General features: G+C 62.0%; 19 protein-coding genes. 11 read left to right on the top strand and 8 right to left on the bottom strand.

All coding sequences use genetic code 11. From position 1 onward, the window contains the following. Nucleotides 1-18 precede the first annotated feature (18 nt). A complete protein-coding gene (locus NBW56_RS07745) occupies nt 19-2,646 on the bottom strand; it encodes an MMPL family transporter (protein ID WP_250258735.1) in 2,628 nt (875 codons plus the stop codon). Nucleotides 2,647-2,869: 223 nt separating this feature from the next. Between NBW56_RS07745 and NBW56_RS07740 the strand changes: the two genes are divergently transcribed. Continuing rightward, on the top strand, nt 2,870-3,382 hold the full coding sequence (locus NBW56_RS07740; protein WP_065247483.1) for a phosphoribosyltransferase: 513 nt from the start codon (nt 2,870-2,872) through the stop codon (nt 3,380-3,382). Nucleotides 3,383-3,401: 19 nt separating this feature from the next. Here the strand turns inward: NBW56_RS07740 and NBW56_RS07735 are convergent, their stop codons facing one another. Then, a complete protein-coding gene (locus tag NBW56_RS07735) occupies nt 3,402-4,337 on the bottom strand; it encodes a DUF808 domain-containing protein (RefSeq protein WP_074297386.1) in 936 nt (311 codons plus the stop codon). A 185-nt stretch (nt 4,338-4,522) separates the two neighbouring features. Here NBW56_RS07735 and NBW56_RS07730 point away from each other — a divergent pair, with 185 nt between their 5' ends. Beyond that, nucleotides 4,523-5,782, top strand: a complete 1,260-nt coding sequence (locus NBW56_RS07730; RefSeq protein WP_250258734.1) for an MFS transporter — start codon at nt 4,523-4,525, stop codon at nt 5,780-5,782. 389 nt (nt 5,783-6,171) lie between these two features. Here NBW56_RS07730 and NBW56_RS07725 read toward each other — a convergent pair whose 3' ends face one another. After that, complete coding sequence (locus NBW56_RS07725) at nt 6,172-6,435, bottom strand: ribbon-helix-helix protein, CopG family (RefSeq protein WP_250258733.1); 264 nt, start codon at nt 6,433-6,435, stop codon at nt 6,172-6,174. Between the two features lie 1,360 nt (nt 6,436-7,795). Between NBW56_RS07725 and NBW56_RS07720 the strand changes: the two genes are divergently transcribed. Beyond that, complete coding sequence (locus tag NBW56_RS07720; protein WP_250258732.1) at nt 7,796-8,983, top strand: MFS transporter; 1,188 nt, start codon at nt 7,796-7,798, stop codon at nt 8,981-8,983. Between the two features lie 185 nt (nt 8,984-9,168). On the opposite strand, the gene NBW56_RS07715 is transcribed toward NBW56_RS07720, so the two are convergent. Then, nucleotides 9,169-9,627, bottom strand: a complete 459-nt coding sequence (locus NBW56_RS07715; protein ID WP_250258731.1) for a hypothetical protein — start codon at nt 9,625-9,627, stop codon at nt 9,169-9,171. 420 nt (nt 9,628-10,047) lie between these two features. Between NBW56_RS07715 and NBW56_RS07710 the strand changes: the two genes are divergently transcribed. From NBW56_RS07710 to NBW56_RS07700, 3 genes are all read left to right on the top strand, one after another. Then, on the top strand, nt 10,048-11,055 hold the full coding sequence (locus tag NBW56_RS07710) for a PPK2 family polyphosphate kinase (protein WP_250258730.1): 1,008 nt from the start codon (nt 10,048-10,050) through the stop codon (nt 11,053-11,055). A 111-nt stretch (nt 11,056-11,166) separates the two neighbouring features. Further along, nucleotides 11,167-11,661 (top strand): thiol peroxidase, encoded by a 495-nt coding sequence (gene tpx / locus NBW56_RS07705; RefSeq protein ID WP_074297383.1) that lies wholly within the window; start codon nt 11,167-11,169, stop codon nt 11,659-11,661. Nucleotides 11,662-11,813: 152 nt separating this feature from the next. Then, the gene (locus tag NBW56_RS07700) at nt 11,814-13,724 is read left to right on the top strand and encodes a potassium transporter Kup (RefSeq protein ID WP_250258765.1); all 1,911 of its coding nucleotides are present in this window, start codon (nt 11,814-11,816) and stop codon (nt 13,722-13,724) included. Nucleotides 13,725-13,744: 20 nt separating this feature from the next. Here the strand turns inward: NBW56_RS07700 and NBW56_RS07695 are convergent, their stop codons facing one another. From NBW56_RS07695 to NBW56_RS07685, 3 genes are all read right to left on the bottom strand, one after another. Then, complete coding sequence (locus NBW56_RS07695) at nt 13,745-15,979, bottom strand: NADP-dependent isocitrate dehydrogenase (protein ID WP_250258729.1); 2,235 nt, start codon at nt 15,977-15,979, stop codon at nt 13,745-13,747. Nucleotides 15,980-16,052: 73 nt separating this feature from the next. After that, complete coding sequence (locus NBW56_RS07690) at nt 16,053-16,826, bottom strand: ZIP family metal transporter (RefSeq protein WP_250258728.1); 774 nt, start codon at nt 16,824-16,826, stop codon at nt 16,053-16,055. Between the two features lie 51 nt (nt 16,827-16,877). Next, nucleotides 16,878-17,912: a 6-phosphofructokinase gene (locus NBW56_RS07685; protein WP_250258727.1), complete on the bottom strand. Its 1,035-nt coding sequence runs from the start codon at nt 17,910-17,912 to the stop codon at nt 16,878-16,880. Between the two features lie 85 nt (nt 17,913-17,997). On the opposite strand from NBW56_RS07685, the gene NBW56_RS07680 reads away from it, so the two are divergent. Next, nucleotides 17,998-18,108, top strand: coding sequence for an SDR family oxidoreductase (locus NBW56_RS07680; protein WP_223845687.1), 111 nt, complete (start codon nt 17,998-18,000; stop codon nt 18,106-18,108). Between the two features lie 63 nt (nt 18,109-18,171). Here NBW56_RS07680 and pgi read toward each other — a convergent pair whose 3' ends face one another. Beyond that, a complete protein-coding gene (pgi, locus tag NBW56_RS07675) occupies nt 18,172-19,863 on the bottom strand; it encodes a glucose-6-phosphate isomerase (protein ID WP_150333486.1) in 1,692 nt (563 codons plus the stop codon). Between the two features lie 178 nt (nt 19,864-20,041). Between pgi and typA the strand changes: the two genes are divergently transcribed. From typA to dapC, 4 genes are read left to right on the top strand one after another with little or no spacing between them, the layout of a single operon-like run. Further along, nucleotides 20,042-21,958 carry a translational GTPase TypA gene (gene typA, locus NBW56_RS07670; protein WP_250258726.1) on the top strand — a complete coding sequence of 639 codons (1,917 nt, stop codon included), beginning with the start codon at nt 20,042-20,044 and terminating at the stop codon, nt 21,956-21,958. Between the two features lie 15 nt (nt 21,959-21,973). Then, nucleotides 21,974-22,450 carry a hypothetical protein gene (locus NBW56_RS07665; protein WP_065247497.1) on the top strand — a complete coding sequence of 159 codons (477 nt, stop codon included), beginning with the start codon at nt 21,974-21,976 and terminating at the stop codon, nt 22,448-22,450. Beyond that, nucleotides 22,447-22,779, top strand: a complete 333-nt coding sequence (gene fdxA / locus NBW56_RS07660; RefSeq protein ID WP_250258725.1) for a ferredoxin — start codon at nt 22,447-22,449, stop codon at nt 22,777-22,779. Before NBW56_RS07665 ends, fdxA begins: the two co-directional genes overlap by 4 nt. 19 nt (nt 22,780-22,798) lie before the next feature. Continuing rightward, the gene (gene dapC / locus NBW56_RS07655; protein WP_250258724.1) at nt 22,799-23,950 is read left to right on the top strand and encodes a succinyldiaminopimelate transaminase; all 1,152 of its coding nucleotides are present in this window, start codon (nt 22,799-22,801) and stop codon (nt 23,948-23,950) included. The last annotated feature ends 9 nt before the right edge of the window (nt 23,951-23,959 follow it).

The following is a 23,959-nucleotide window of genomic DNA, read 5'->3' as shown; positions in this document are numbered from 1 at the left end:
CCTTTCGCTGCCGTGTCCCTATGCGCGTGATGCCGCGTCTTTCGGAGCCACCACCCGGTCGAGAACGGCGAGCAGCGCAGGCAGAACTCCCACGATCAGGATGATCGCCGCCAACGCCCCGATCGCGATGGTTCGACAGATCTGGGCAACCGTCGGATTTGAGAACAGAAAACCGATCGCGCCGGTCACCAGCACCATGATGAGGCCCGAGGTGAGGATCGTGTGAATCGAACCGTCATAGGCGCGCGCAAGCGAATCTCGCACCCCGTGCTTCTGCCGCGCCTCCCGGTAATACGTCGTGAGGACGATCGCGTAATCGATCGTGGCACCCATCAAAATGCACTGCACGATGAGCATCGCGAGGTAATACATGCTGTATCCCTGGAGCCCGACGGTGCTCACGGTGAGAAAAACGCCCACCTGCACAAGCAACACAAGAATCGCCGGCACTGCGATCGAACGGAATGTGAGCGCCACAATGATGAAAATTGCGGCCGCAGTGAAAAGCGCGATCTTCACATTTTCCGCGCCGAATCCCTCGCGCATTTCGTACACCATCACGGAGTCGCCCACGAAGAAATGCTCACCGGGAATCTTAGCGTTTGCGAGATCGACGAGATTCTCGACGAACGCGAGAGTTTCCGGGCTTTCCTTCGGGTAGTCAGTACGGATAATCAAGCGCGAGAACTCGGTTCCCACGAACCGCGTGCGAACGTCGCCGATCTCTGCGGCAGCGTTCTCGAGTTGGGAGACCTGTTCAGTGCTCAGTTGCCCCTCAAATCGCCCGCCCTGCCCGGACTCCTCGAGCAGGAAGTGCACGAGGTCATCGATCGACATCGTCCAGGACGGATCCGATTCATGAAGCGCGCGGTGCAGCATGAAGAGCTGAGTGAGATCCTCCTCGTTGAGAGGAGCCGCGTCGCTCGTGTCGCCTGAGTGGCCGCCGTCGCTCTCGCGCTCCTTCATGCTGTTCAGGGCCGACGCTAGCTGCCCCGGGGTGAACTCACGGCCCCGAACGTCACCGGGGACCTGACCTGACTCGAGTGCGTGCTCGAGAGCGTCGACTCCTTCAAACCGGCCGATGCTGCCCGAGGTGAAAGAGGCGAGTTCGCCCCGCTGACTGAGGTTTTCAGCCTCGCGAGCGGCAGCCATGAATTCTCGTAGCGTCATCGTTCCCGCCTGACCGTCGTGGTAGGCGAAATACACCATCGAAAGGGCCGTGTCGTTGAGGGCCAAGGAGTCGTCGGACCCGTCCGTGCTCCCCATCGCGTCCCCAGAGTCGTGCGAGCCCCCAAATTCCTCCAGGGTGCTTTTCATCTCGCCCTTCGTGAGAGGTGCCCCGACGGTCGTGGGGTAGCCCATCACGCTTATCGTGTGCGGATCGCGCTTCGCGGCATCGGCAATCTCATGAATGTGCTCAGCGTTCGAATTGAGGTAGACGAGCACGATGTCGTTATCGGGGGCGAAATGCTCGGAGACCCGGTCGGGTGTCGAGAGAGTGTACGCCGTCTCCGTGCGGGACTGGAGGAACGCGGATCCCGCGAGGATGGCGATGAACACAGCGAGCACGACCCATCGTGCAGCGTGCTCGAGCCGTGCGAGCACGCCCAGGCGGGGGTGGAGGAATGGTTTTGGGGTGCGCGCGATCAAGGCGTCGCACATGACAAGGAGCGCGGGGAGGACCGTGAAAACGGTCAGCATCGAGATCGCCACGCCCTTGGCAAGGACGATGCCAAGGTCGGCGCCAACCTTGAAGCTCATGAAGATGAGCATGAGGAGGCCGACGATGGTCGTGATCGATGCCGAGGCGATTGCGCTGAAGGCCTTGGGCAGGGCTCGGCGCATGGCGATTGCGCTCGCCTCCGGTACGGAGTCCACACCGCGGCTTTTCTGCGCGGCGCGTTCTTGCCGATACCGATTGGCGAGGATGATCGAGTAATCCATCGACAAGACGAGCTGGAGGATCGCGGCAATCGAAAACGTCACTTCGGCGATTTCGCCAAGGAAGACGTTGGATCCCATGTTGAGCAGCACGGCGATGCCGATCGTCGCGAGATAGAGCAGGGGCTCGATCCACGACGCACTCATCGCGATGAGGATTGCGGCGAGCAGGGCGACGGCTATGGCCGCGATCCACAGGGGAAGCTCGCCGCTCGTCGAGGGATTATCGCTCGTGAAGGTGAGGGGGTGCCCGTTCAGGCCGGACTCGCTCAGTGCGGAGAGTTCCTCGGCAAGGGAGGTCGCCGCCGGGTCTGCGTAGTCGGATTCGGAGGAGACGACGAAGAGTGTGTGGTCACCGTTGACGTATCGGGCTGGGTCGCCGTCGGCAGCAGTGGCATTCGTTGAGGAGGTGACGCGGTGAGCACCCTCAAGCTTCTCGAGGGCAGCGAGGGCCTCTGTGCGCTCCGAGTCGTCAGCGAGTCCCTCCACCATGACTCGAAACGTCGAAAGATCGGGGTCATCGAACTGGTCGGTGAGGACTTCGGTACCTGCGCGCATCGGTGATGCGGATGGCAGGTACTTCGCCATGTCGGCATTCACGCCGACGAAGGGAATCAATGCGCCAAAGAACACCGCGCACAATGCCGCAAGGGCGACGATGAGGTGCCGCGCGCGCACGATGAGAGACGCACAATAATCGAGCATCGCGGCTCCTGCTGTTGTCACTGGTGAGGTGCCTACCGTGAGGATCGGCGGCTGCAGGCGAGAGTATGGCCAGTTTATACACTCGGTAGTAGCTTCGCGAGTCTCACCCCTAGAATGGAGCTACGACCGGTTGGCCCCGCGGGGCGGACGGGGGAGACTACAGCGAACACACCGCCGGCCAAGTGTCGGTGCAATCCGGGAATACCGGGGAAATGAGGACACCGTGACTGGCGCCTACCACGCCGACTCGAGCGATCTGCAGGTCAAGGAGGTCCTCACGTGGGACACCTTCGGCACCGCGAGTCGCGAGCTTGCCCAGGCCATCGCCGATTCGGATTTCGAGCCCGAAATCATCATTGCGGTGGCGCGCGGCGGTCTTCTGCCAGCGGGGTCCCTCGCGTACGCCCTCGGTCTCAAGCTTGCCGATGCCATCAACGTTGAGTTTTACACCGACGTGCACGAGACCCTTCCCGATCCGGTCCTTCTCGCGCCGCTCCTTGACACCGAGGCTATTGAAGGCAAGCGCCTGCTCGTCGTCGACGATGTTGCCGATTCCGGCCGCACCCTCGCGCTCGTACTCGAGCTTCTCGAGGCTCAAGGCGCCGAGGCGCGCTCCGCGGTCCTGTACTCGAAGCCGACGTCGGTCGTCGAGCCGCACTTCGTGTGGAAGCACACCGCCGACTGGATCGTGTTCCCCTGGTCGGCTGAACCGCCAGTCACCCCCACGGAAAAGTAGGCGGCCGGCCTCGCTGGCGCTAGTGGGCTTTCTTCCCCCACGGGGTCAGCGCCCACACGCCAGCCACGACGGCGCCCCACGCGAGGCCGAACACCAGGGCGCACAGCGTATCGACGAGCCAGGCGAGCACGCCGCCTACGCCCGCGATTCCCTCGACACCCTCAGCGAGGTGGTGAACGAGGGCGTACGGTGCGTGCAGCCCGAGTTCGTCGAGGCCCGTGAGCATGATGTGACCGCCCACCCACAGCATGGCGAACATGCCGACATAGCTGATGATGGTCATGACGACAGGCATAGCCCGCACAAGCCACGCGCCGAACGTCTTCGCGGCGCCTGAGTCTCGTTTCGTGAGCGCGAGCCCAACGTCATCCATCTTCACGAGTAGCCCCACGACGCCGTAAACGGCGAGAGTGATGACAATCGCGACGACGACGAGGATGAGGGCACGGTCCACGAGAGGCTGATCAGCGACCTCGTTGAGAGAGATCACCATAATCTCTGCGGAGAGAATGAAATCGGTGCGCACGGCCCCCGATACAACCTTCTTTTCGGCCTCTTCGCCTTTCACGACGGAGGGTTCTGAGTCCTTGGCGGCCTTATCGCCCGTCACGAGCTCCCAAATTTTGTGCGCGCCTTCGAAGCATAGGTACGTTCCGCCGAGCATGAGAAGCGGCGTGAGGACCCACGGCGCAAACTGCGAAAGGAGGAGCGCGAACACGAGGATGATGGCCTTGTTGAGCAAGGAGCCCTTCGTGATTTTCCAAATGATCGGCAGCTCGCGCTTGGGGTTGACGCCGCGCACGTATTGCGGAGCTACGGCTGCGTCGTCAACGACGACTCCCGCTGCCTTGGCGCTGACCTTCATGGATGCGGCGGCAACATCGTCCGCATTGGCCGCGGCCATGCGCGCGAGGGCGGCGATATCGTCGAGCAGTGCGGCAAAGCCAATGGCCATAAGGAAAACCTTCCGGTGTGCGCGTTTGTAGCGCTCCCATTTTATGGGTATCTGCGCGGTGAATCCCGCCACCAGGACTTGGAGGAGTCTCCCGTCTTTTTCTAGAGTGTTGGGCGCTGCGCGGGTCAACATCCGTGAGCCCAGGCACCGGAAGTGTCTGCCGCATACCGATGAAGGAGTGTGCCGTGTCGGCTGTTCCTCCTACCGTGACAGGCTCGATTCCCGCGATCAACCCGGAGGTCGATCCGTCGACCCTCCCGGAGGCAGCACCGAACAGCGAGCCGGAACGCTCGAATTGGATCGCGGTGGTCGCGCTAGCTCTCGGGATCTTCACGCTTATCACCATCGAAGAGCTCCCCATTGGCGTGCTCACGCTTATCTCCAACGACCTCGGTGTGAGCCGAGGAACCGTCGGACTCGCGGTGACCCTCCCCGGGGTGATCGCGGGCGTTGTGGCCTTACTCGTGCCGAGCGTGACTCGCTCCTTGAACCGCAAGACCGTGCTGCTACTCGCTCTTCTCTCGGTGGTCGTGAGCTGCACGATCTCCTTCTTTTCCACCTCGTGGCCGCTCTTTCTTGCCTCGCGCATTTTCACCGGGATTGCCATCGGGATGAACTGGCCCGTGCTTCCGCTCGTTGCGGTTGGCCAGGTGAAAAAAGAGGACCGCACGACTACGTTGACCATTGCGTTTGCCGGGAACGGGAGCGCGCTCGTGCTTGGTCTGCCTCTTGCGACGTGGCTCGGAACGGTGCTCGGATGGCGCGGAGCGTTCGCTGCCACGGGTATTCTCGCACTCGTCGTGGGCCTCATGATGGTCGCCATGGTCCGGCCCGTGCAGTCGGCCGCGGTGGAAACCGTGCGCTCGACCCTCGGCGCTGTAAAGATCCGCGGCGTGCGCTACGCATTTGTGCTGACGCTCATTATCGTGACGGGCCAGTTCGTCTCGTACAGCTACGTGAGCCCGATCCTTCAAGACTTTGCCCACGTCGATCTCGAAAAGATCAGCATGTACCTGCTGCTTTACGGGGCGCTCGGCCTCATCGGGAACTTCGCCGCGGGCCCGCTCATCAAGCGCTCGCCTGCCGTGGCGGTTCTTGTCCTTGCGGTGGGTACGGCGCTTTCGCTCACGCTCGTCGCGACCGTGATGTCCGCCCCCGTCAATGCTCTTCTCATCATCGCTGTGTGGGGCTTTTTTGGCGGCATGGCCTCGGTGTCGATTCAGTCGCTCGTCAACGCTGAGGCGGGAGACCGGGTCGAGGCGGGCACCGCCCTCAATAGCGCGGCATTCAACATCTCGATCGGTGGGGGCGCGATCATTGGTGGCCTCATCGTGGATAGCGCCGGGCTTCGCGCGGCGGTCTGGGTGTCGACGGCTGCCATCGCCCTCGGTGCCCTCATCGTGACGCGCTTCATCGCTCTCACGCACAGGCGAGCTTCTAAGTAAGTGTGGGGTAGGGAGGGTCCCGCCGCTTTCTCGACTGGCCAAAGAGGACAAGAAGAGCGAAAAGAGCGCTAATCGTGCTCACGAGCTGGTGATTGTCGAAAGTGCGCGGCGCGTACTCGCACCTGTCGTAAAACTAAGCTTTTCGGTAACCCTGGCGCCCCTGCTTCGCAGCTCAGGGCACTACTTCTTTCTGCCCCGCACGTAGATCAGTGCGGCAGCGAGTATGAACAGCACCCCTGCGGCGACAGCAGACCAACCGCACAGCGGATTGTGAGGGATAGTCACCGCGCCGATTTCTACGCCGCCCTCAATAAGCAAGAACCCGAGTGTCAGAGTTATCAGCCCGGCAGTAAGAACCCCGCCGACGCGCGGAACGGAGGGAGCAGGCATTACGCGGCGGCCCACTGCCTGACGGCGGCGCGGATTGCCGTGGAACGGTCGATCCCTTCGCGCTCGGCGCGTTCCATGAGGCTGGCTAATTCATCGTCAGAAAAGCGTGTGGGGATGACTTTGGAGGCTTTCTCGGCGCGTGGTGGGCGGCCCCAACGACGGGCGAGTTCTTCAACGTCGTATCCAGCCTCGGCTTCTTCGGCCCAGGCCTGCACTTGGGCATCGCTCACTTCTCGACCTTGAATGATTCTTTTCTTACCCACGCCACTATTCTCATACGAAAGTGGCGGGTGTTGTCTAGGTGTGCAGTGCACTGCATCGAACTTGCTTACGTGTACCGTGCCGGGGAAAAGGTGGGGCACGAGCTGGTGGACCGCCGTCTTCTGGTGGCCTAAAGCGCACTGGGGCGTGCGGAAGTTGGCGAGCTTCTGCCGCACGATTGCGCGCTTTGTGCAGCGGAGAAGGGTGGCGCTTAAGATGCTGGCGAGTTGGAGACTGGGGCATAATGAAGGAGCCTCTCGAGCTTAAGTGGCGAAGGGGACTCGTCCGCGTGCGCTCGACGCAACGTTCCTGCCTGGGAGTTCGTTGGCTGTATAGCTGTAAAGCATTACAGGTGGTGTTGTGGGGCTTCTTTTCGAGGTCGAGCGCCGCGTGAGTGGTGTGCGGCGATTGTCCGCCAGGTGACCGCCCGCAGCGTGGTGGCGTGAATCGACGCCTGGTCGACGCGCTAGCCAGCGATGCAAGATGGAGAGTTAACTGTCCCCACACGATCTTGCCGCGGGCGGTGCGGAAAATTCGCCTAACAAAGGGCATCGTTTCACTGGGCCTATCGGCTGCCGCGCATTGTTTTGCGTCGCTGGGTCTCGAAGTCGGCTGATGACTTTTTGATTTACGTAACGTAAGCGAGGGGTGAGTGTTATTCTCGCCACGTGGAGCGATGGATGGATGCACAGGCGACCCACCGACTCAGTGAGCGGGAAGCAGGAAAAAACTGGATTGCTTATATTCCAGTGTCCCTAGCCTTGGCCATCATGTGTGTGCGGTTTCCTCCTGCAGGTTTGGTGGGATGGCTCAACAGCCTTGGAGGGGGAATTATCCCCATGGGGCTGATCATCTGCGGAGGTCTAGCAATGTTGAGCCTCGGGATGTGCGTGAGGCGAGAGCTTCGAGCCGGGGTCATCCTGAGTGCAATTGTCGTCGGAATTGCGGTGGCAGGGCTCTTCTTCCCTGTCAGCTTCTAGCTACCGAAAGGCTAGAGCGGCGAGTAAATACTCTCGAAACACTCTAGTTGGAGCAGCACTGATGGGGGAGTGTACTGGGGCTCGCTCCGGCGCAAGCTGAAGATTCGGATCGCTCGCCTCTGCAGCTGCAAAGCGATCTTAGAAAGGCACTCATGGAGCGTTGCAAAGAACTTGGCATTCCTGCCAGCTTGGTTGAGGGTGTTAGATATGGACCAAACTTAGATGTCATCATTGAGTATAAGAACGCCCCCAGGGCTTTGCATGCCCTGAGTAAAGATAGTAAGTGATCTTGGTACAAGAAAACTCAGAACGACACCTCTTACGTTCTCTCCAAGCTTCTAACGCAAGCGATGCTGCCGGGCGTGAATTTGTTGACTCTTCCATGTCAATCATCGCAATTTCACTCCTTGGCTTCTCTACCACCCAGATAGGAGTTCTGGACTTCCTCGAGGCGGGAGCTGCAATCTTCTTGGCGCTCCCCATCGGGCTTCTGGTTGACCGCTACAAACCGCAGACAGTCCTAGCGCTCTCCCTTGCACTCAAGGTACTTCTCGGCGCATCCCTGTGCCTCGGTCTCCACTTTGGGCTGGAAAATCCTGTGTTTTTCATGGCAATCGTCTTTTTCCTTGGGGTGTCGATAATTGCTTCGGAAAATGCCCAAACGAGTCTCGTGCCCTTTATCGCCAGGGCTGACGACCGGATCGAAAACGCTGTGTCTAGGATGGCGATGGCGGATTCCATTGCAGGGGTCATCGCGCCTGCGGCAGCCGGCCTAGCGTTGACCTTCTTCGGCACTACCCCAACTACCGGTGTCGCCATCCTTTTCTTTGCCTTATCTCTATTCTTTGCGCTACGAATACTGCAACGTCTCAGGCAGCAGCAGTTCTCTAGCAACCAAAACACGACTATCCACTCAGCGGACGAGAGCAGTGAATCGACGCATCCCGGAAAAGACAACCGACCTCTCTCGCAGAAACTGACCGACGGTTTCCGAATTCTTGGAACCAACCGTTTCCTTCTCGGTGCTGTATGTCTGATTTCAGCAGGCAACGTTGGCCTCGCCTTGAGCGACTCAATGGTTAGCGTGGTGATCCTGCGCGTGTTGGATCTTGGAATGCCATTTTTCGGCATCCTTGGAACGGTTTCCGCGGCAGTAGGGATCCTCGCCGCAGTGATCGCGCCCCGAGTCATGAATGCTATCCCTGTGCGAACGCTCTACATTTGGAGTTCCATCACGCAAGCAATCGTGGCGTGTCTGCCGATTCTGGCACTCCTCATCCCATCGTGGGCGCACACCCTCTTTCTCATTAAATCAGTGTGCTGGGCTTTTACCCTCACCATCGCCAACATCGCTGGGTTTTCATACGTAGCAAAAGCGGTGGATAAGAAGTACCTCGGCCGCACGAGCGCGGCAATGCGCATGGTGACGATGGGCACTGTCCCTTTTGCGGCTCTCCTTGGAGGTGTTCTCGCCGATGTTGGCGCGATCACCGTCCCGCTCATTATCTGGCCAGTACTCACCGCCGCGGCAGTTACCGCTTACATCGTCCTCACACGCCAGTCCGCTTAGTGGCACTACGTCAACCCGCGTTGTCCTAAGGCAAGTGGTCCGAGTACTTTCAAAACGTTTCGACCCGTCAGCGTGAGCCGAAGGTGCGTAATACGCTGCGTTCGGTGGGGATGACGAGGTGGGTTGTGCTCGGGCGTGGGGGAAGGCCATACCCGATAGTGATTAGCGTTTAAAGATGGATCGATTTAAAATATCGATTCGAAGGAATAGTAATTATCTGATGCTCTGCTGTAGCAGAGCATCAGATAAGATCCATCTTCCCTCTTGGTGACCGGATGGCACCGCAGATCACTGAAATCGTCCAGTTTGAATGGGGCGTTCGAGTTGGTGATGACGGTCGTACCAACCCATTCATCTGGCGATTCTTGGAAGTTAGCTGGAGCCCACATCCCAACTTGGTCTGCCTTGGGCAGTTTCATTACGCGTAGATAGTCTCCGTCGCCTGTGAACCCTACATCGCTGCTGTAAAACTCTTCAGTAGTCATAGAGGCGGGGACGTCAATCCCCCAGGCTTCCGACAGTACTTGCGGTGAGTCATCGGCCTCTATCTCCGTGCTCAGGGCGTCGCCGCAGCCTTGGAGGGATAGGAGGAGTGGGACGATGGATACGCAGGCCAGAATCGTTGACCATAACTTCTTCTTCACCGAATCCCCTTCGATACGTGATACAGCCGGGTCAAACATTGTCTATCAGGAGACGCCATTTTATGCCTGACAGTCATGTGAATTACGCGTGCGCGATGCGGTAGGGGTGTTCCTAGGCGTCGATGATGAGGTTGTCTGAGAGCCTTGGCCGTGTTTATGGAGCTTGCGTGCGGTTTTTTGGGGGCGACGGAAGGGGAGGTCGCATGTGGGGTGCCTGCCGTGTCGTCGAGGGCGCGGATTTTATTGGGCGCGTTCGGCGCCGGTTTTCTTCCGCTCGGCTGCCGCGGCGGTCTGGGTGTCGACGGCTGCCATCGCCCTCGGTGCCCTCATCGTGACGCGCTTCATCGCTCTCACGCACAGGCGAGCCTCGAAGTAAGCGTGCGTTAGGGAGGGCCCCTCGCCCCTTCCTAAACTGGATGCATGGCCAAAAAGGACAAGAAGAGCAAAAAGAGCACTAAGAGCGCTCAGGCGCCCGTGCGTGAACAGCGCGAACAGATCGTTCTCGATCAGGCAAAGAAACACCTAAAGGTGAGTGATGCCGCGCTCGACATCGTCGAGGACGGCACCTATGTGGACGCGCGCCCGCGCGGGCACGAGCTCCCGCTCGACCTTGAGGGCTTCACCTCCGTGCGCGACCTCTCGACGAAGGCGCGGCTCGACTTTGACGGCGACAAGCAGGACGGCAAAGCGATCCTCGCCGCGCGTACCGCGTACCTCAGTGAGCTCCAGGAAAGACTGTGGGCGGAGCATCGTGGTGAGGACAATGGCCGCCGCGTCCTTCTCGTGATTCAGGGCATGGACACGGCCGGCAAGGGCGGAATCGTGCGCCACGTGGTGGGCGCTGTTGACCCGCAGGGCGTACGGATCAAGGGCTTCAAGGCGCCAACGGCAACAGAGAAGAATCGCCACTTCCTGTGGCGTATTCGCCGAGCGCTTCCTGAGCCGGGCTTCATTGGAGTGTTCGATCGATCGCACTACGAGGACGTGCTCATTCACCGCGTCCACGGGTGGGCAGATGACAAGACTCTCGCGAAGCGCTACAGCGACATCAACAGGTTTGAAAAGCAACTCGTCGAGGAACGAGGCTACGAGGTCGTGAAGGTCATGCTTCACATCTCTAAGGAGGAGCAGTGGGAGCGGCTGTTCGAGCGCCTCGAGCGTGAGGACAAACATTGGAAGTTCAACATGGGCGACCTCGACGAACGCGAGCACTGGGAGGCGTACATGGATGCGTACGATGCTGCGATCCGCGAGACGCATACACCGTGGGCTCCGTGGCACGTCGTTCCTGCGGATCGAAAGTGGTACGCGCGACTGGCGGTTCAGCAGCTTCTGACCGATGCTCTCGAACGCATCGCTCCCGCTTATCCGAAAGCCGACTTTGATGTGAAGAAGGCCATTGAGCGTATGAAATCGGAGAAGGCGTAGGCGTGCGAGAGCAAGCCGCTTTCTGGCAACGGTCAGATGGCGGTTCTACTGTACGAGACGTAGCAGGGCCGCAGGTCGCGGCCGGACATAGCGATGAAAGAAGGATTGACGATGGCAGAAGTCACCATTGAAGGCGCAACCGTGTCGACGAACGGGGAGCTCCCCAAGGTTGGCGATCAGCTTCCCGCATTCATCCTCGCGAATGCTGACCTTGGCGATGTCACCCTCGACGACTTCGCCGGCAAGCGCATCGTGCTGAACATCTTCCCTTCCGTGGATACCCCCACGTGCCAGGCGCAGCTCCGCACGTTCAACAAGAAGGCGTCCTCGCTCGACAACACCGTCGTGATCGGTGTGTCGGTGGATCTTCCGTTCGCGCAGGAACGCTTCTGTGGCGCGGAGGGCCTCGATGACGTCCACACGTTCTCGGCGTTCCGCTCGAGCTTCGGCAAGGACTACGGCGTTGTGCTGTCCGACGGTGACTTCGCCGGCCTGTTTGCCCGTGCCGTGCTCGTTGCCGACGAAACCGGGAAGGTTGTGCACTCGCAGCTCGTGCCGAGTGTCGATGACGAGCCCGATTACGAGGCTGCACTCGCGGCTCTCTGATTCCGCGACCGTACGAAAGCGCCCCGGCATGTGTCGGGGCGCTTTCGCATGCGGGGGCTGGTAGCCGCTGTACGGCCTTACGGATTCGTGAGCCACGAGACAGCCTTAACGGTTTCTTGACCCATGGGGTCAGGTTAGACTCGTCGCTCGTGATGACAACTCACGCCCGTTCACAAGGTATTTTTGCGCTGTCCGTCGCTGCCCTCGGCGTTGTATTCGGAGACATCGGCACCTCGCCGATTTACGCATTCCAAGCGCTTTTCACAGAGGCCGACGGTCACCCGCTTCCCCCTGATCCCCAGCATATTTTTGGCGCGTTGTCCCTCGTGCTGTGGGCGGTTACCTTCACGGTCTCCATCAAGTACGTAGGCGTGCTGCTGCGTGCCGACAACGACGGTGAGGGTGGCGAGCTCTCGCTCACGGCGCTTCTGACATCCGTCCTGTCGAACGCGAGCACGCGAGGTCTGCTCGGCGCGGTGATGGTGCTCGGTATGTGCGCGGCTGGTTTGTTTTACGGCGATTCGCTCATCACCCCGGCCATCTCGATCCTGTCGGCTGTGGAAGGTTTGGAAGAGGCCTCTCCCGCCCTCGGACCGCTCGTCGTGCCAATCGCGCTCGTGCTCGTGCTTGCCCTCTTTAGCATTCAGCGGTGGGGAACGGGCGTCGTGGGACGCGCGTTCGGGCCCGTCATGATCGTGTGGTTCCTTGTGATCGCGACCTTCGGCGTGCTGTCGATCGTGAAGACTCCGGAAATCATCGGGGCGCTTTCTCCGCATCACGCTCTCGGCTTCATCGTGACGGAACCGCTCTTGGCATTTTTTGCACTTGGCGCTGTTGTGCTGACGGTGACGGGCGCCGAGGCACTGTATGCGGATATGGGGCACTTTGGCCGAGGGCCGATCGCGAGGGCGTGGTTCGTGCTCGTCTTTCCGTGCCTCGCACTGAACTATCTGGGGCAGGGTGCGCTCGTTCTGCGCGAACGTAGCGCGAGCCACCCGTTCTACGATCTTGTGCCTCACTCGCTGCAGTTTCCAGTCGTCATCCTCGCGACTCTCGCGACGATCATCGCCTCACAGGCCGTGATTGCGGGGGCATTCAGCGTGTCGATGCAGGCGCAGCGCCTCGGTCTACTTCCGCGCCTATCGCATACGTATACGAGCGAGCACAAGGGGCAGGTGTATGTGCCCGGTGTGAACTGGCTATTGTGCGTGGGGGCACTCGTGCTCATCCTTGCCTTCCGCTCCTCGCAGGGGCTCTCGAGCGCGTACGGCATCGCCGTTTCGGGATCGTTCCTCCTCTCGACTGCCCTTCTGTTCCTCTACCTTCGCCACGTGCGAAAGTGGGCGCTGTGGAAGGTGATCGTCGTGGTCGCATTCTTTGCGAGCGCCGAGCTCTTCCTGTTTGCGGCCAACGCCGCGAAAGTGTTCACGGGAGGATGGATTCCCCTTGTCGTATCGGCGCTGTGCATTGCGACAATGCACGTGTGGCGTTTCGGCGCCGATCGCCTTCGTGAGCGCCGCCGGGACCTGTGCGGTACGTGGGAGGAATTCGTGGCGCGCACAGAAAAGAAGCAGCTCCAAAAGCTCCCGGGAACCGTCGTGTACCTCCACCAGGATGTCCATACGCCGCCGCTCGCGCTTCTCACGCAAACGCGCGTGAATCGCGCGATCCACTCGCGCGTCGTGATTGCCGAGGTGACGACCGAGCCCGTTCCGCGCGTGAACGCGGAAGATCGCATCAAGATTCTGGACGTCCCGGGCGTGCCCGACGGCGTCGAATGCGTGAACGTCCACTTCGGCTTCAAGGAACACCTGGACGTGCCGAAGGCGATGCGTCTTCTCGCCTCGTGCCCCGATGCGAGCGAGCGTTGGAGCAATCAGCGATTGAAATCCACGTGGTTCGTGACAGCGCGCGCCAACCTCGTGCTCGCGCCTGCGTCCTTCGCAACGCTCGTCGCGAAGAAACTGTTCCGCGTCATGTTCAAGAACCAGGCGCGCGCGAGCGACCACTTCCATTTGCCGGTCGCGCGTTCGATGGGAGTCGAGACCGACCTGCGCTTCTAGGGAAGCTCGAGGCGGGCGCGTTAGCGCGCAGCGAGTTGGTCGATGATCGCGTTGAGCGTGGCCGAGGGGCGCATGACCGCTGCTGTTGATTCAGGGGCAGGCCGGTAGTAGCCGCCTATCTCTGCGGGTGAGCCCTGAACCTCGAGAAGTTCGCGCTCGATCTGCTCCTTGGCCTCGCTCAGGTCATGCGCGACGGGCGCAAAAGTCTCAGCGAGCACGGAGGAGTCCGTCTGCGACGCGAGTTCGCGCGCCCAGTAAAGCGCGAGGAAGAAATGCGAGCCGCGATTGTCGATGCCACCGAGACGGCGTTCGGGCGACTTCCCCTCGTTCAGAAGGGTTTCCGTTGCGCGGTCGAGCGCGTTCGCGAGAACCTCGGCTTCTCGATTGCCGTCGTGGCGCGCGAGATGCCTGAGTGATTCGGCAAGCGCAAGGAACTCGCCGAGCGAGTCCCACCGCAAGTAGTTTTCGCTCATGAGCTGCTGCACGTGCTTCGGTGCGGAGCCACCGGCTCCGGTCTCGAACAGTCCACCGCCCGCCATGAGCGGCACGACCGAGAGCATTTTCGCACTCGTGCCGAGTTCCATGATCGGGAAGAGGTCAGTGAGGTAATCGCGAAGCACGTTCCCCGTGACCGAGATCGTGTCGAGCCCGGCACGCGTGCGCTCCAGGGTTTCCTTCATCGCCTCGACGGGACTTAGCACTCGTATATCGAGACCGTCCGTGTTTTCCTCGCCGAGGTAGCGCTCGACCTTCGCCGCGACCTCACGATCGTGTGCGCGCTCGGGATCGAGCCAGAAAAATGCGGGAGTGGAGCTCAGACGTGCGCGACGCACGGCAAGAGCCACCCAGTCTCGCACGGGTGCGTCTTTCGTGTGGCACGCGCGGAAAATATCGCCTGCCTCGACGGTGTGCGATGTCAGCGCCGCGTCACTGCACCCGCACGTCGAGCGGATCTCGATTCGCCCGTCTTGGGGGGCGACGAAAGTCTTGTCGTGGCTACCGTATTCCTCGGCTTTTTGCGCCATGAGGCCCACGTTCGGCACGGTCCCCATCGTTGCCGGGTCAAACGCGCCATGGCGACGGCAGTCGTCGATCACAACCTGGTAGATAGGGGCATAGGAGCTATCGGGAATCACGGCCAGGGTGTCGTGCGTGGCGCCGTCGGACCCCCACATTTTTCCGCTCGTGCGGATCATGGCGGGCATGCTCGCATCCACGATCACATCGCTTGGGATGTGGAGGTTCGTGATGCTTCGATCCGAATCGACCATCGCGAGTTCGGGGCCCTCCAAGAGACGCTTGGCCACGAGGGTGCGAATCGACTCGGCGGTACCCGCGTCGAGAGCGTCGAGCCCCCCAAGAACAGCGCCGAGACCGTTGTTTGCGGAAATCCCCGCTGACTCGAGTTCTGCGCCGAAGCGCGCGAAAACCTCGGGGAAGAAAGCGCGCACGGCGTGGCCGAAGATCACGGGGTCGCTGACCTTCATCATCGTGGCCTTGAGGTGAAGTGAGAAGAGCACGTCGCGCTCGCGGGCCTCGTCGATTTGTTCCGCGAGGAAGGTGTCGAGCGCACTGGCACGCATGACACTCGCGTCGATGATGTCGCCATCCTCGGTCGCCACGGCGTCCTTGAGGATGGTCTCGGTACCGTCGGGCGCGACGTGGACGATCTGGAGCGTTTTTTCGCCGCGCACAACGACGCTCTGTTCGCTCGCGCGGAAGTCGCCTTCACTCATCGTCGCGACCTGCGTGCGCGATTCGTTGCTCCACTCACCCATGCGATGCGGATGGGCTTTCGCGTAGTTTTTGACGGCGTGCGGGGCGCGTCGGTCAGAGTTTCCTTCGCGCAGTACGGGGTTCACGGCGGAGCCCTTGACGGCGTCGTAGCGGGCGCGAATCTCGCGCTCGTCGTCGCTTGAGGGGGACTCGGGGTAGTCGGGGAGGGCGAAGCCGTGCGCCTGCAGCTCGGCAATCGCGGCCTTGAGTTGAGGAACCGAGGCCGAAATGTTCGGCAGCTTGATGATGTTTGCCTCGGGAGTGCGTGCGAGAGCGCCGAGTTCGGAAAGGGCATCGCTTTCGCGCTGGTCTTCTGGGAGACGGTCCGCGAAGGCCGCGAGGATGCGGCCTGCGAGCGAGATGTCGCGCGTGGCAACGTCAACGCCAGCTTTCGACGTGAAGCCGCGCACGATCGGGAGGAGCGATGTGGTCGCGAGCATGGGGGCTTCGTCGGTGATGGTGTACATGATGGTGGACATCGGCATCTCCTCGAGGTCGCGGGCACGAACTTTTCAAACGTATCAGGAGGGGGGAGCGGCGAGTGGGGCGTGCTCAACCGCCGAGCGCCCACAGGCTCGCCGCCATGACAAGCGCGCCCACCGCGCACCACGCGAGGGCTCGCGTAAGCCGGGCGTGCGCGTAGGCGAGGGGGAGGAGCTCAACCGCGCTGATCGCGATCATGACCCCCGCGATGAGGGGGTTTGCCCATTCGAGGTTCGCGGCGTGCCCCGTGGCGGTGAGGAGCCCGTAGAGCGCGAGGGCTCCGGCTGGTTCGGACAGCCCCGAGAGCGCTGTCGCGGCGATGGCCTTCGTGCGTGACCCGGTCGCGTGGAGGATGGGGGCGGCGACGGCGACCCCTTCGGGGATGTTGTGCAGCGCGATCGCGCCAGCGAGCGGGAGTGCGAACGCGGTGTCCTGGAGTGCGCTCGAAAACGTCGCGAACCCCTCGGGAATGTTGTGCGCGGTGAGTGCGAGAGCCGTGATGAGGCCCGTGCGCAAAAGTGCTCGTGCACTTGAGGGGTCCGACGGTTGCGCCGACTCCCTAGCGCTCGTGACCGCACGGCGCTCCCACGCTCGCGAAGCAAGGTCGAGGGCGCCAACAATGACGAGGCCGGCGACGCAGTAAAGGGTGGTCGTGTCCGCTCCGAGCACACCGATCGAGTGGGGGAGGAGCTCGAGAGCGCTGACGGTGAGCATCGCACCTGCGGCGAACGCGAGAGCCGCGCCTAGGGCTTTCGGTTCGCGGGCACGCTCACTCAAGGCTATGAGAGAGCCGAGGATCGTGGCGAGCCCGGCAATTGTGGTGAGGGCGAGCGCGGTCAGCATGTTTTGAATTATTATCAAAAAGCGGGACTGGGGCGCAAATGCGCGGCGTTCCTACCCAAAAAGGACGCGAACCTCGTCCCATCTGGACCTGGGCACGCGCTTCACCGAGTCGATTGCCTCGGTGAGCGGCTCGTTCACGATGTCGGTCCCGCGTAGCGAGACCATGCGACCAAAACCGCCTTCGTGCACGAGGTCGATTGCGGCCATACCGAAACGAGTCGCGAGCACGCGATCGTACGCATTCGGTTCGCCGCCGCGCTGGATGTGTCCGAGCACGGTCGCGCGGGTTTCGATACCCGTGGCTTCTTCGATATAGGGGGCGAGGCGCTGGGCGACGCCGCCGAGGATCGGTCGGCCAAATTCGTCCATCTCGTAGTCCATGAAGTCTGCCGGCGCGTCCTTCGGAACGAACCCCTCGGCGACGACGACGAGTGGGGAGCGGCGCTTTGAGCGTGCAGCGCGCTGCGCGACGTATTCGCAGATCTCATCGATCGTGAGCGGGAATTCGGGGATGCAGATGACATGCGCGCCTGCAGCCATACCCGAGTGGAGCGCGATCCAGCCAACGCTGCGCCCCATGACCTCAGCGACCATGCATCGGTGGTGGCTGTTGCCCGTCATGCGCAAGCGGTCGAGGTTCTCGGTTGCGATATCAACGGCGGTATTGAAACCGAACGTGTAGTCCGTGGCGTCGAGGTCGTTATCCACCGTTTTCGGGACGCCGACCACGGGGATGCCGGCTTTCGCTAGGCGATTGGCCGTGAACAGTGTTCCGTCACCACCGATGGCGATGAGGGCATCCACATCGTGGTCCGCGAGAACTTTGCGCACGCCCTCGGCGCCGCCGCCGTCCTCGTGGAAGGGGTTGACGCGCGAGGTGCCGAGGATCGTTCCGCCCTGACGGCCGATGCCGCGCACAAGGCGGCGTGGGATCGGGATGAATTCGTTGTCGCGCACGCCCTTCCAGCCGTCGAGGTACCCCACGAACTCGTCTTCGTAGATCGAATCCCCTTTGAGTACAGCTCCGCGGATGACCGCGTTGAGCCCCGGGCAGTCGCCGCCGGAAGTTAGAATGCCGACCTTCATGTCACTCTCTTTCGGTTGTGCCTTACGCCACGCCCATCCTAGTCAATACGATGCGGGACCCTCGAGAGCGACCACGAGCTGAAACGTGCCGCATGCAGAGGATGTTGCTGCGTGCGTTTCATACCTCGCGGGCCCCGATTCGAACTACATGACGGGCCAGGCCCTCATTATCGATGGCGGCATGGTTTTTAACTGAGCGCCTCAGCTATGGGAAACGGGACCCCGCCTTTCGCGGGGTCCCGTTTCTTGCGAGTAGAACTTAGGCGCGATGCTTTCGGTAGTACTCGATGAGCTGACGCGTTGAGGAGTCCTGCTCGGCGAGCACTGCTTCGTCGCCTGCAACGGCGCTCGTGAGTTGCTTCGCGAGCTGCTTGCCAAGCTCAACGCCCCACTGATCGAAGCTATTGATGCCCCACACGGCTCCCTGCACAAAGGTGATGTGCTCGTAGAGGGCGATCAGCTGGCCGAGGACGCTCGGCGTGAGCGCGCTCGCCATGATCGACGTGGTGGGGCGATCACCCGAGAATTCGCGTGCCGGAACGAGCGCGCCGGTCGTGCCCTCCGCCTCGACCTCCTCGGCGGTCTTGCCGAAGGCGAGGGCCTTCGTTTGCGCGAAGAAGTTCGCGAGGAAGAGCTCGTGGACGTCGGTCTCGCCGTCCTTGAGTGCGTAGGTGGGGTTCGCGAATGCAATGAAATCCGCGGGGATCAGGCGCGTGCCCTGGTGGATGAGCTGATAGAAGGCGTGCTGACCATTCGTGCCGGGCTCGCCCCAGAAGATCTCGCCCGTCTCGGCGGTCACGGGGGAGCCGTCGTAGCGCACAGCCTTACCGTTGGACTCCATCGTGAGCTGCTGAAGATAGGCGGGGAAGCGGTGGAGGAACTGGCTGTAGGGAAGAACCGCGTGGGTCTCAGCACCGAGGAAATTCACGTTCCAGATGTTGAGCATGCCCATGAGGAGCGGAACGTTCTTCTCGGGTTCCGCGGTGCGGAAATGTTCATCCATAGCGTGGAAGCCGGAAAGGAACTCTTCGAAAGCCTCGGGTCCGAACACGACCGTGAGCACGGTGCCGATTGCCGAATCGACCGAGTAGCGCCCTCCAACCCAGCTCCAGAAGCCGAACGCGTTTTGCGGATCGATGCCAAACTCCTCCACCTTGTCGAGCGCAGTCGAAACGGCAACGAAGTGCTTCGCGACGGCCTCGGCGTCGCGGGACTCGGCGACACCGGCAGCGTGAAGGCCCTCGAGGAGCCACGCACGCACGAGCTTCGCATTCGTAATGGTCTCGAGGGTCGTGAAGGTCTTGGACGCGACGATCACGAGGGTGGTTTCGGGATCGAGGTCGCGGGTCGTCTCGCCCACGTCGGTCGGGTCGATGTTCGAAATAAAGCGCGCTTCAATACCCGCATCCGCGAGCGGGCGCAGCGCCTCGTACACCATCACGGGGCCGAGGTCGGAGCCGCCGATACCGACGTTGATGACGGTCTCGATTTTCTTACCCGTCACGCCGGTCCATTCGCCGCTACGAACCTTGTTCGCAAACTCATAGATGCGCTCGAGAACCTCGTGCACGTCGTGATCGACGCTCTGGCCATCCACCTCAAGCGAGGGCGTCGCGCCCTTCGGGCGGCGCAGGGCGGTGTGCAAAACGGCGCGATCCTCGGTCGTGTTGATGTGCGCGCCCGCGAACATCTCATCGCGGCGCTCGCACACTCCCGTCTCTTTCGCGAGATCGAGGAGGAGGCCGACGGTTTCCTCGGAGACAAGGTTCTTCGAGAGATCGACGAACAGATCCGCCGCTTCAAAACTCAGCTTCTTCGCGCGATCGGGGTCTTCCGCGAACACCTCGCGCAGGCCCTTGTCGAGCATGCCGTCGTGTTCTTCGAGGCGCTGCCAGGCCTCCGTGGTTGTCGGATCAACTGGGATGGGGGAGAGGTTGCTGTTTTCACTCATGTTTCTATTGTGATCCCTCAGTCTGTGAGGCAGATTTCTATTCGCCACGTGAGACCCCACACGCGGCGGATTGGGAGCCTGGACGCGCTACCATGAATCGGGCGCGCGTGGGCCAGGCAAGCGTCGGACCCCCACACCTCACGAGACTTTCCGCCGATCCCGAACAGATAAGGCTCCTATGACCACTCAGCACCGCTCCGATCTTCGAAACGTCGCGATCGTCGCCCACGTCGATCACGGCAAGACGACCCTCGTGGACGCCATGCTTCGCCAGGGCGGCGCGTTCGGTGAACGCGACAAAGTTGACGAGCGTGCGATGGACTCCGGTGATCTCGAGCGCGAAAAGGGCATCACGATCCTCGCGAAGAACACCGCGATCCACTACTCGGGGCCGACGGCAGCCGAGATTGGGCACCCCGAGGGCATCACGATCAACGTGATCGACACCCCGGGCCACGCCGATTTCGGTGGTGAGGTCGAGCGCGGTCTTTCTATGGTCGACGGCGTCGTTCTCCTCGTCGACGCCTCCGAGGGCCCGCTCCCGCAGACCCGCTTCGTGCTTCGTAAGGCGCTCGCCGCGAGCCTGCCCGTGATCATCGTTGTCAACAAGGTTGACCGCCCCGATGCCCGCATCGACGCGGTCGTCAACGAAACAACCGATCTCCTCCTTGGCCTCGCGGAAGACCTTTCCCAGGACAACGCTGACATCGACTTCGACGCGCTGCTCGACGTTCCCGTGATCTACGCGTCTGGCAAGGCGGGGCGCGCGAGCGCAACCAAGCCCGCTGATGGCGAGCTTCCCGACTCCGAAACCGTTGAACCGCTCTTCAAAACGATCCTCGAATCGATCCCCGCTCCCGAGTACGACGACGAGATGCCGCTGCAGGCCCACGTCACGAACCTCGATGCTTCGCCGTTCCTCGGCCGCCTCGCGCTTTTGCGCATCGAGAACGGCGAGCTCAAGAAGGGGCAGCAGGTCGCGTGGGCGACCCGCCACGGCGACATCAAGAGCGTGAAGGTGACCGAGCTTCTCGAAACGAAGGGCCTCACGCGCGAGCAGATGACCCGCACTGCCCGTCCCGGCGACATCGTTGCTGTCGCTGGCATTCCCGAGATCATGATCGGCGAGACCCTGACCGATCTTGAAGATCCGCGCCCGCTGCCCCTCATCACCGTGGATGATCCGGCGATCTCGATGACGATCGGCATCAACACCTCGCCGATCGCCGGCAAGGTCAAGGGGCACAAGCTCACCGCCCGCCAGGTCAAGGACCGCCTCGATGCCGAGCTCGTGGGCAACGTGTCCCTCAAGGTGCTGCCCACCGACCGCCCCGATGCATGGGAGGTTCAGGGCCGCGGCGAGCTTGCCCTCGCAATCCTCGTGGAGCAAATGCGCCGCGAAGGCTTCGAGTTGACCGTGGGCAAGCCGCAGGTGCTCACGCGCGAGATCGACGGCGTCACGTGTGAGCCGATCGAACGCATGACGATCGACGTTCCCGAGGAATACCTCGGCACGGTCACGCAGCTCATGGCGTCGCGCAAGGGCCGTATGGAAACGATGAACAACCACGGCTCCGGCTGGGTGCGCATGGAATTCCTCGTGCCCGCGCGCGGTCTCATTGGCTTCCGCTCGCGCTTCTTGACCGAGACGCGCGGAACGGGCATCGCCTCGTCGCTCGCCGAGGGCTTCGAGCCCTGGATGGGCCCCATCGAATTCCGCAACACGGGCTCGCTCGTTGCCGACCGTGCGGGCGCTGTGACCCCCTACGCGATGATCAACCTCCAAGAGCGCGGCTCGTTCTTCGTTGAACCCACTTCCGAGGTGTACCAGGGCCAGGTCGTTGGTGAAAACTCCCGCAACGAAGACATGGACGTGAACATCACGAAGGAAAAGAAGCTCACGAACATGCGCTCGGCAACCGCTGACGCGTTCGAGAACCTCATTCCGCCGCGCAAGCTCACACTCGAAGAGTCACTCGAATTCGCCGCCGAGGACGAATGCGTCGAGGTGACCCCCGAGATCGTGCGCATCCGCAAGGTCGTTCTCGACCCGACCGAGCGCGCTCGTGCGCGCGCCCGCGCCCGCAACTCCTGACCCGGGAGTCACGTGATGAATGCGAAGGATCCGAACGGCGGTGGCATCTTCTTTGATGGCACCGCGCCCGCATCGCGCCGCACGGAGATCATCGTGGGCGTAATCGCGGGTGTGTTCGGCGGCCTCGTCGTGATTGGGACGCACCGTATGCGCTCCACCGTGGGCGGCGTGAGCGTGCCGTGGGGAATTGCCTTCGGTTGTGCATTCCAGGCGATTGCGACCCTTGGGTTGATCGCCCTCAGCGGGCGTAAGCTCCCGCTCTTCATGGATGCCCTCGCCTTCACACTCGTCGCCATGTACTTTTCTGGTACGTCGCTCGGCGGTGGGCTCCTCGTCCCAGCGCAGATTGCCGGCGAGGCACAGTGGCAGGGCTGGGCAGCCCAATTTCTCGGCGTGATCGTGCCGCTCGTGGGTGCAGCGGTCGTGTGGGCCCTCCAAATTAGAAACATTGCGCGCGCGACTAAGCGCGAAGAAAGGACTGTGAAGCCATGACCTACGTCATCGCCCTCCCGTGCGTTGATGTCAAAGACCGCGCATGTGTAGACGAATGCCCAGTGGATTGCATCTACGAAGGTGAGCGTTCGCTCTACATCCATCCGGACGAATGCGTCGATTGCGGTGCGTGCGAACCCGTGTGCCCCGTCGAAGCGATCTACTACGAAGACGACCTCCCCGATCAGTGGAGCGAGTACTACCGCGCGAACGTCGAGTTCTTCGACGAGCTCGGAAGCCCGGGCGGTGCCGCAAAGCTCGGCCCGCAGCCGTTCGACCACGAGGTCATTGCGAAGCTTCCACCGCAGGAGAATCCGCTCGAGGGCTGAGGCACCGTAAGATGAGGGAGTGAATACGCGCACTTCCCTCGTTTCGTCCCTGCCCGCCTTCCCCTGGGATTCGCTCGCCTCGGCGCGTGCGAAGGCCGAGAGCCACCCTGGTGGGATCGTCGATCTCTCCGTTGGCACTCCCGTCGATGAAACTCCGGACGTCGCACGAGAAGCGCTGGGCGCGGCTTCCGATGCCCACGGATATCCGACGGTTGCTGGCACGAGCGAGCTGCGTGAAGCGATCGCCGAGTTTTGCCGCACGCACCGCGGTGCTCCTTCCTCCTTTGACGTGAGCGGCGTGCTTCCGACCATCGGCTCGAAGGAACTCGTCGCGCACCTCCCATTCCAGCTCGGCATCGGGGCGGGCGACGCGGTCGCCTTCCCGCACATCGCCTACCCGACCTACGACCTCGGCGCACGGCTCGCGGGGGCCCAGCCAGTCCCGCTCGATGTGCGAGCGCTTGCACGCGAGGGGGAGGGGGCGCTCGGTTCCGACGTCTGCCTCGACTCGGTGCGGCTGCTGTGGCTCAATTCCCCTTCGAATCCAACCGGAGCCGTTCTTCGCATCTCGGAGATGCGTGCGCTCGTGGCGTGGGCGCGCGAACGCGACATCATCGTCGCCTCCGACGAGTGCTACGCGCCGCTCACGTGGGAGGTCGACGAGGCCCCCTCGATCCTCGACCCCCGTGTCAATGACGGCGATCTCACCGGGCTCCTTTGCGCGTACTCGCTCTCGAAACAGTCGAACCTCGCGGGCTACCGCGCGGCCTTCGTCGCAGGCGATCCGGCCCTCGTGGGGGAGCTCCTTCAGGTCCGCAAGCACGCCGGACTCATGATGCCCGCTCCCATCCAAAACGCAATGGTGGCGGCGCTCGGCGAGGAGGCGTCGGCCTCCCGCCAGCGCGAAACCTACCGCGCTCGCCGCGAGATTCTCGCCCCCGCTCTCGAAGCGTTCGGCGGGAGCATTGAGCATTCCGAGGCGGGCCTCTACCTGTGGACGACGTTCGGTGAGTCGAGCGAAGCGAGCATTGAGCACCTTGCAAAATTGGGAATCCTTGCTGCCCCCGGTACCTTTTACGGCGAGGCAGGTGCACGCCACGTACGCGTGTCCCTCACCGCTACGGACGAGCGGATCGCTAGCGCCGCCGAAAGGCTCCGAGCCGCCCGCTAAGAGCGCTGC

This window comes from Dermabacter sp. Marseille-Q3180, assembly GCF_940792985.1.
In the GTDB taxonomy this organism is placed as follows: Bacteria; Actinomycetota; Actinomycetes; order Actinomycetales; family Dermabacteraceae; genus Dermabacter; species Dermabacter vaginalis.
This window is presented reverse-complemented; position numbering and strand designations above follow the sequence as displayed.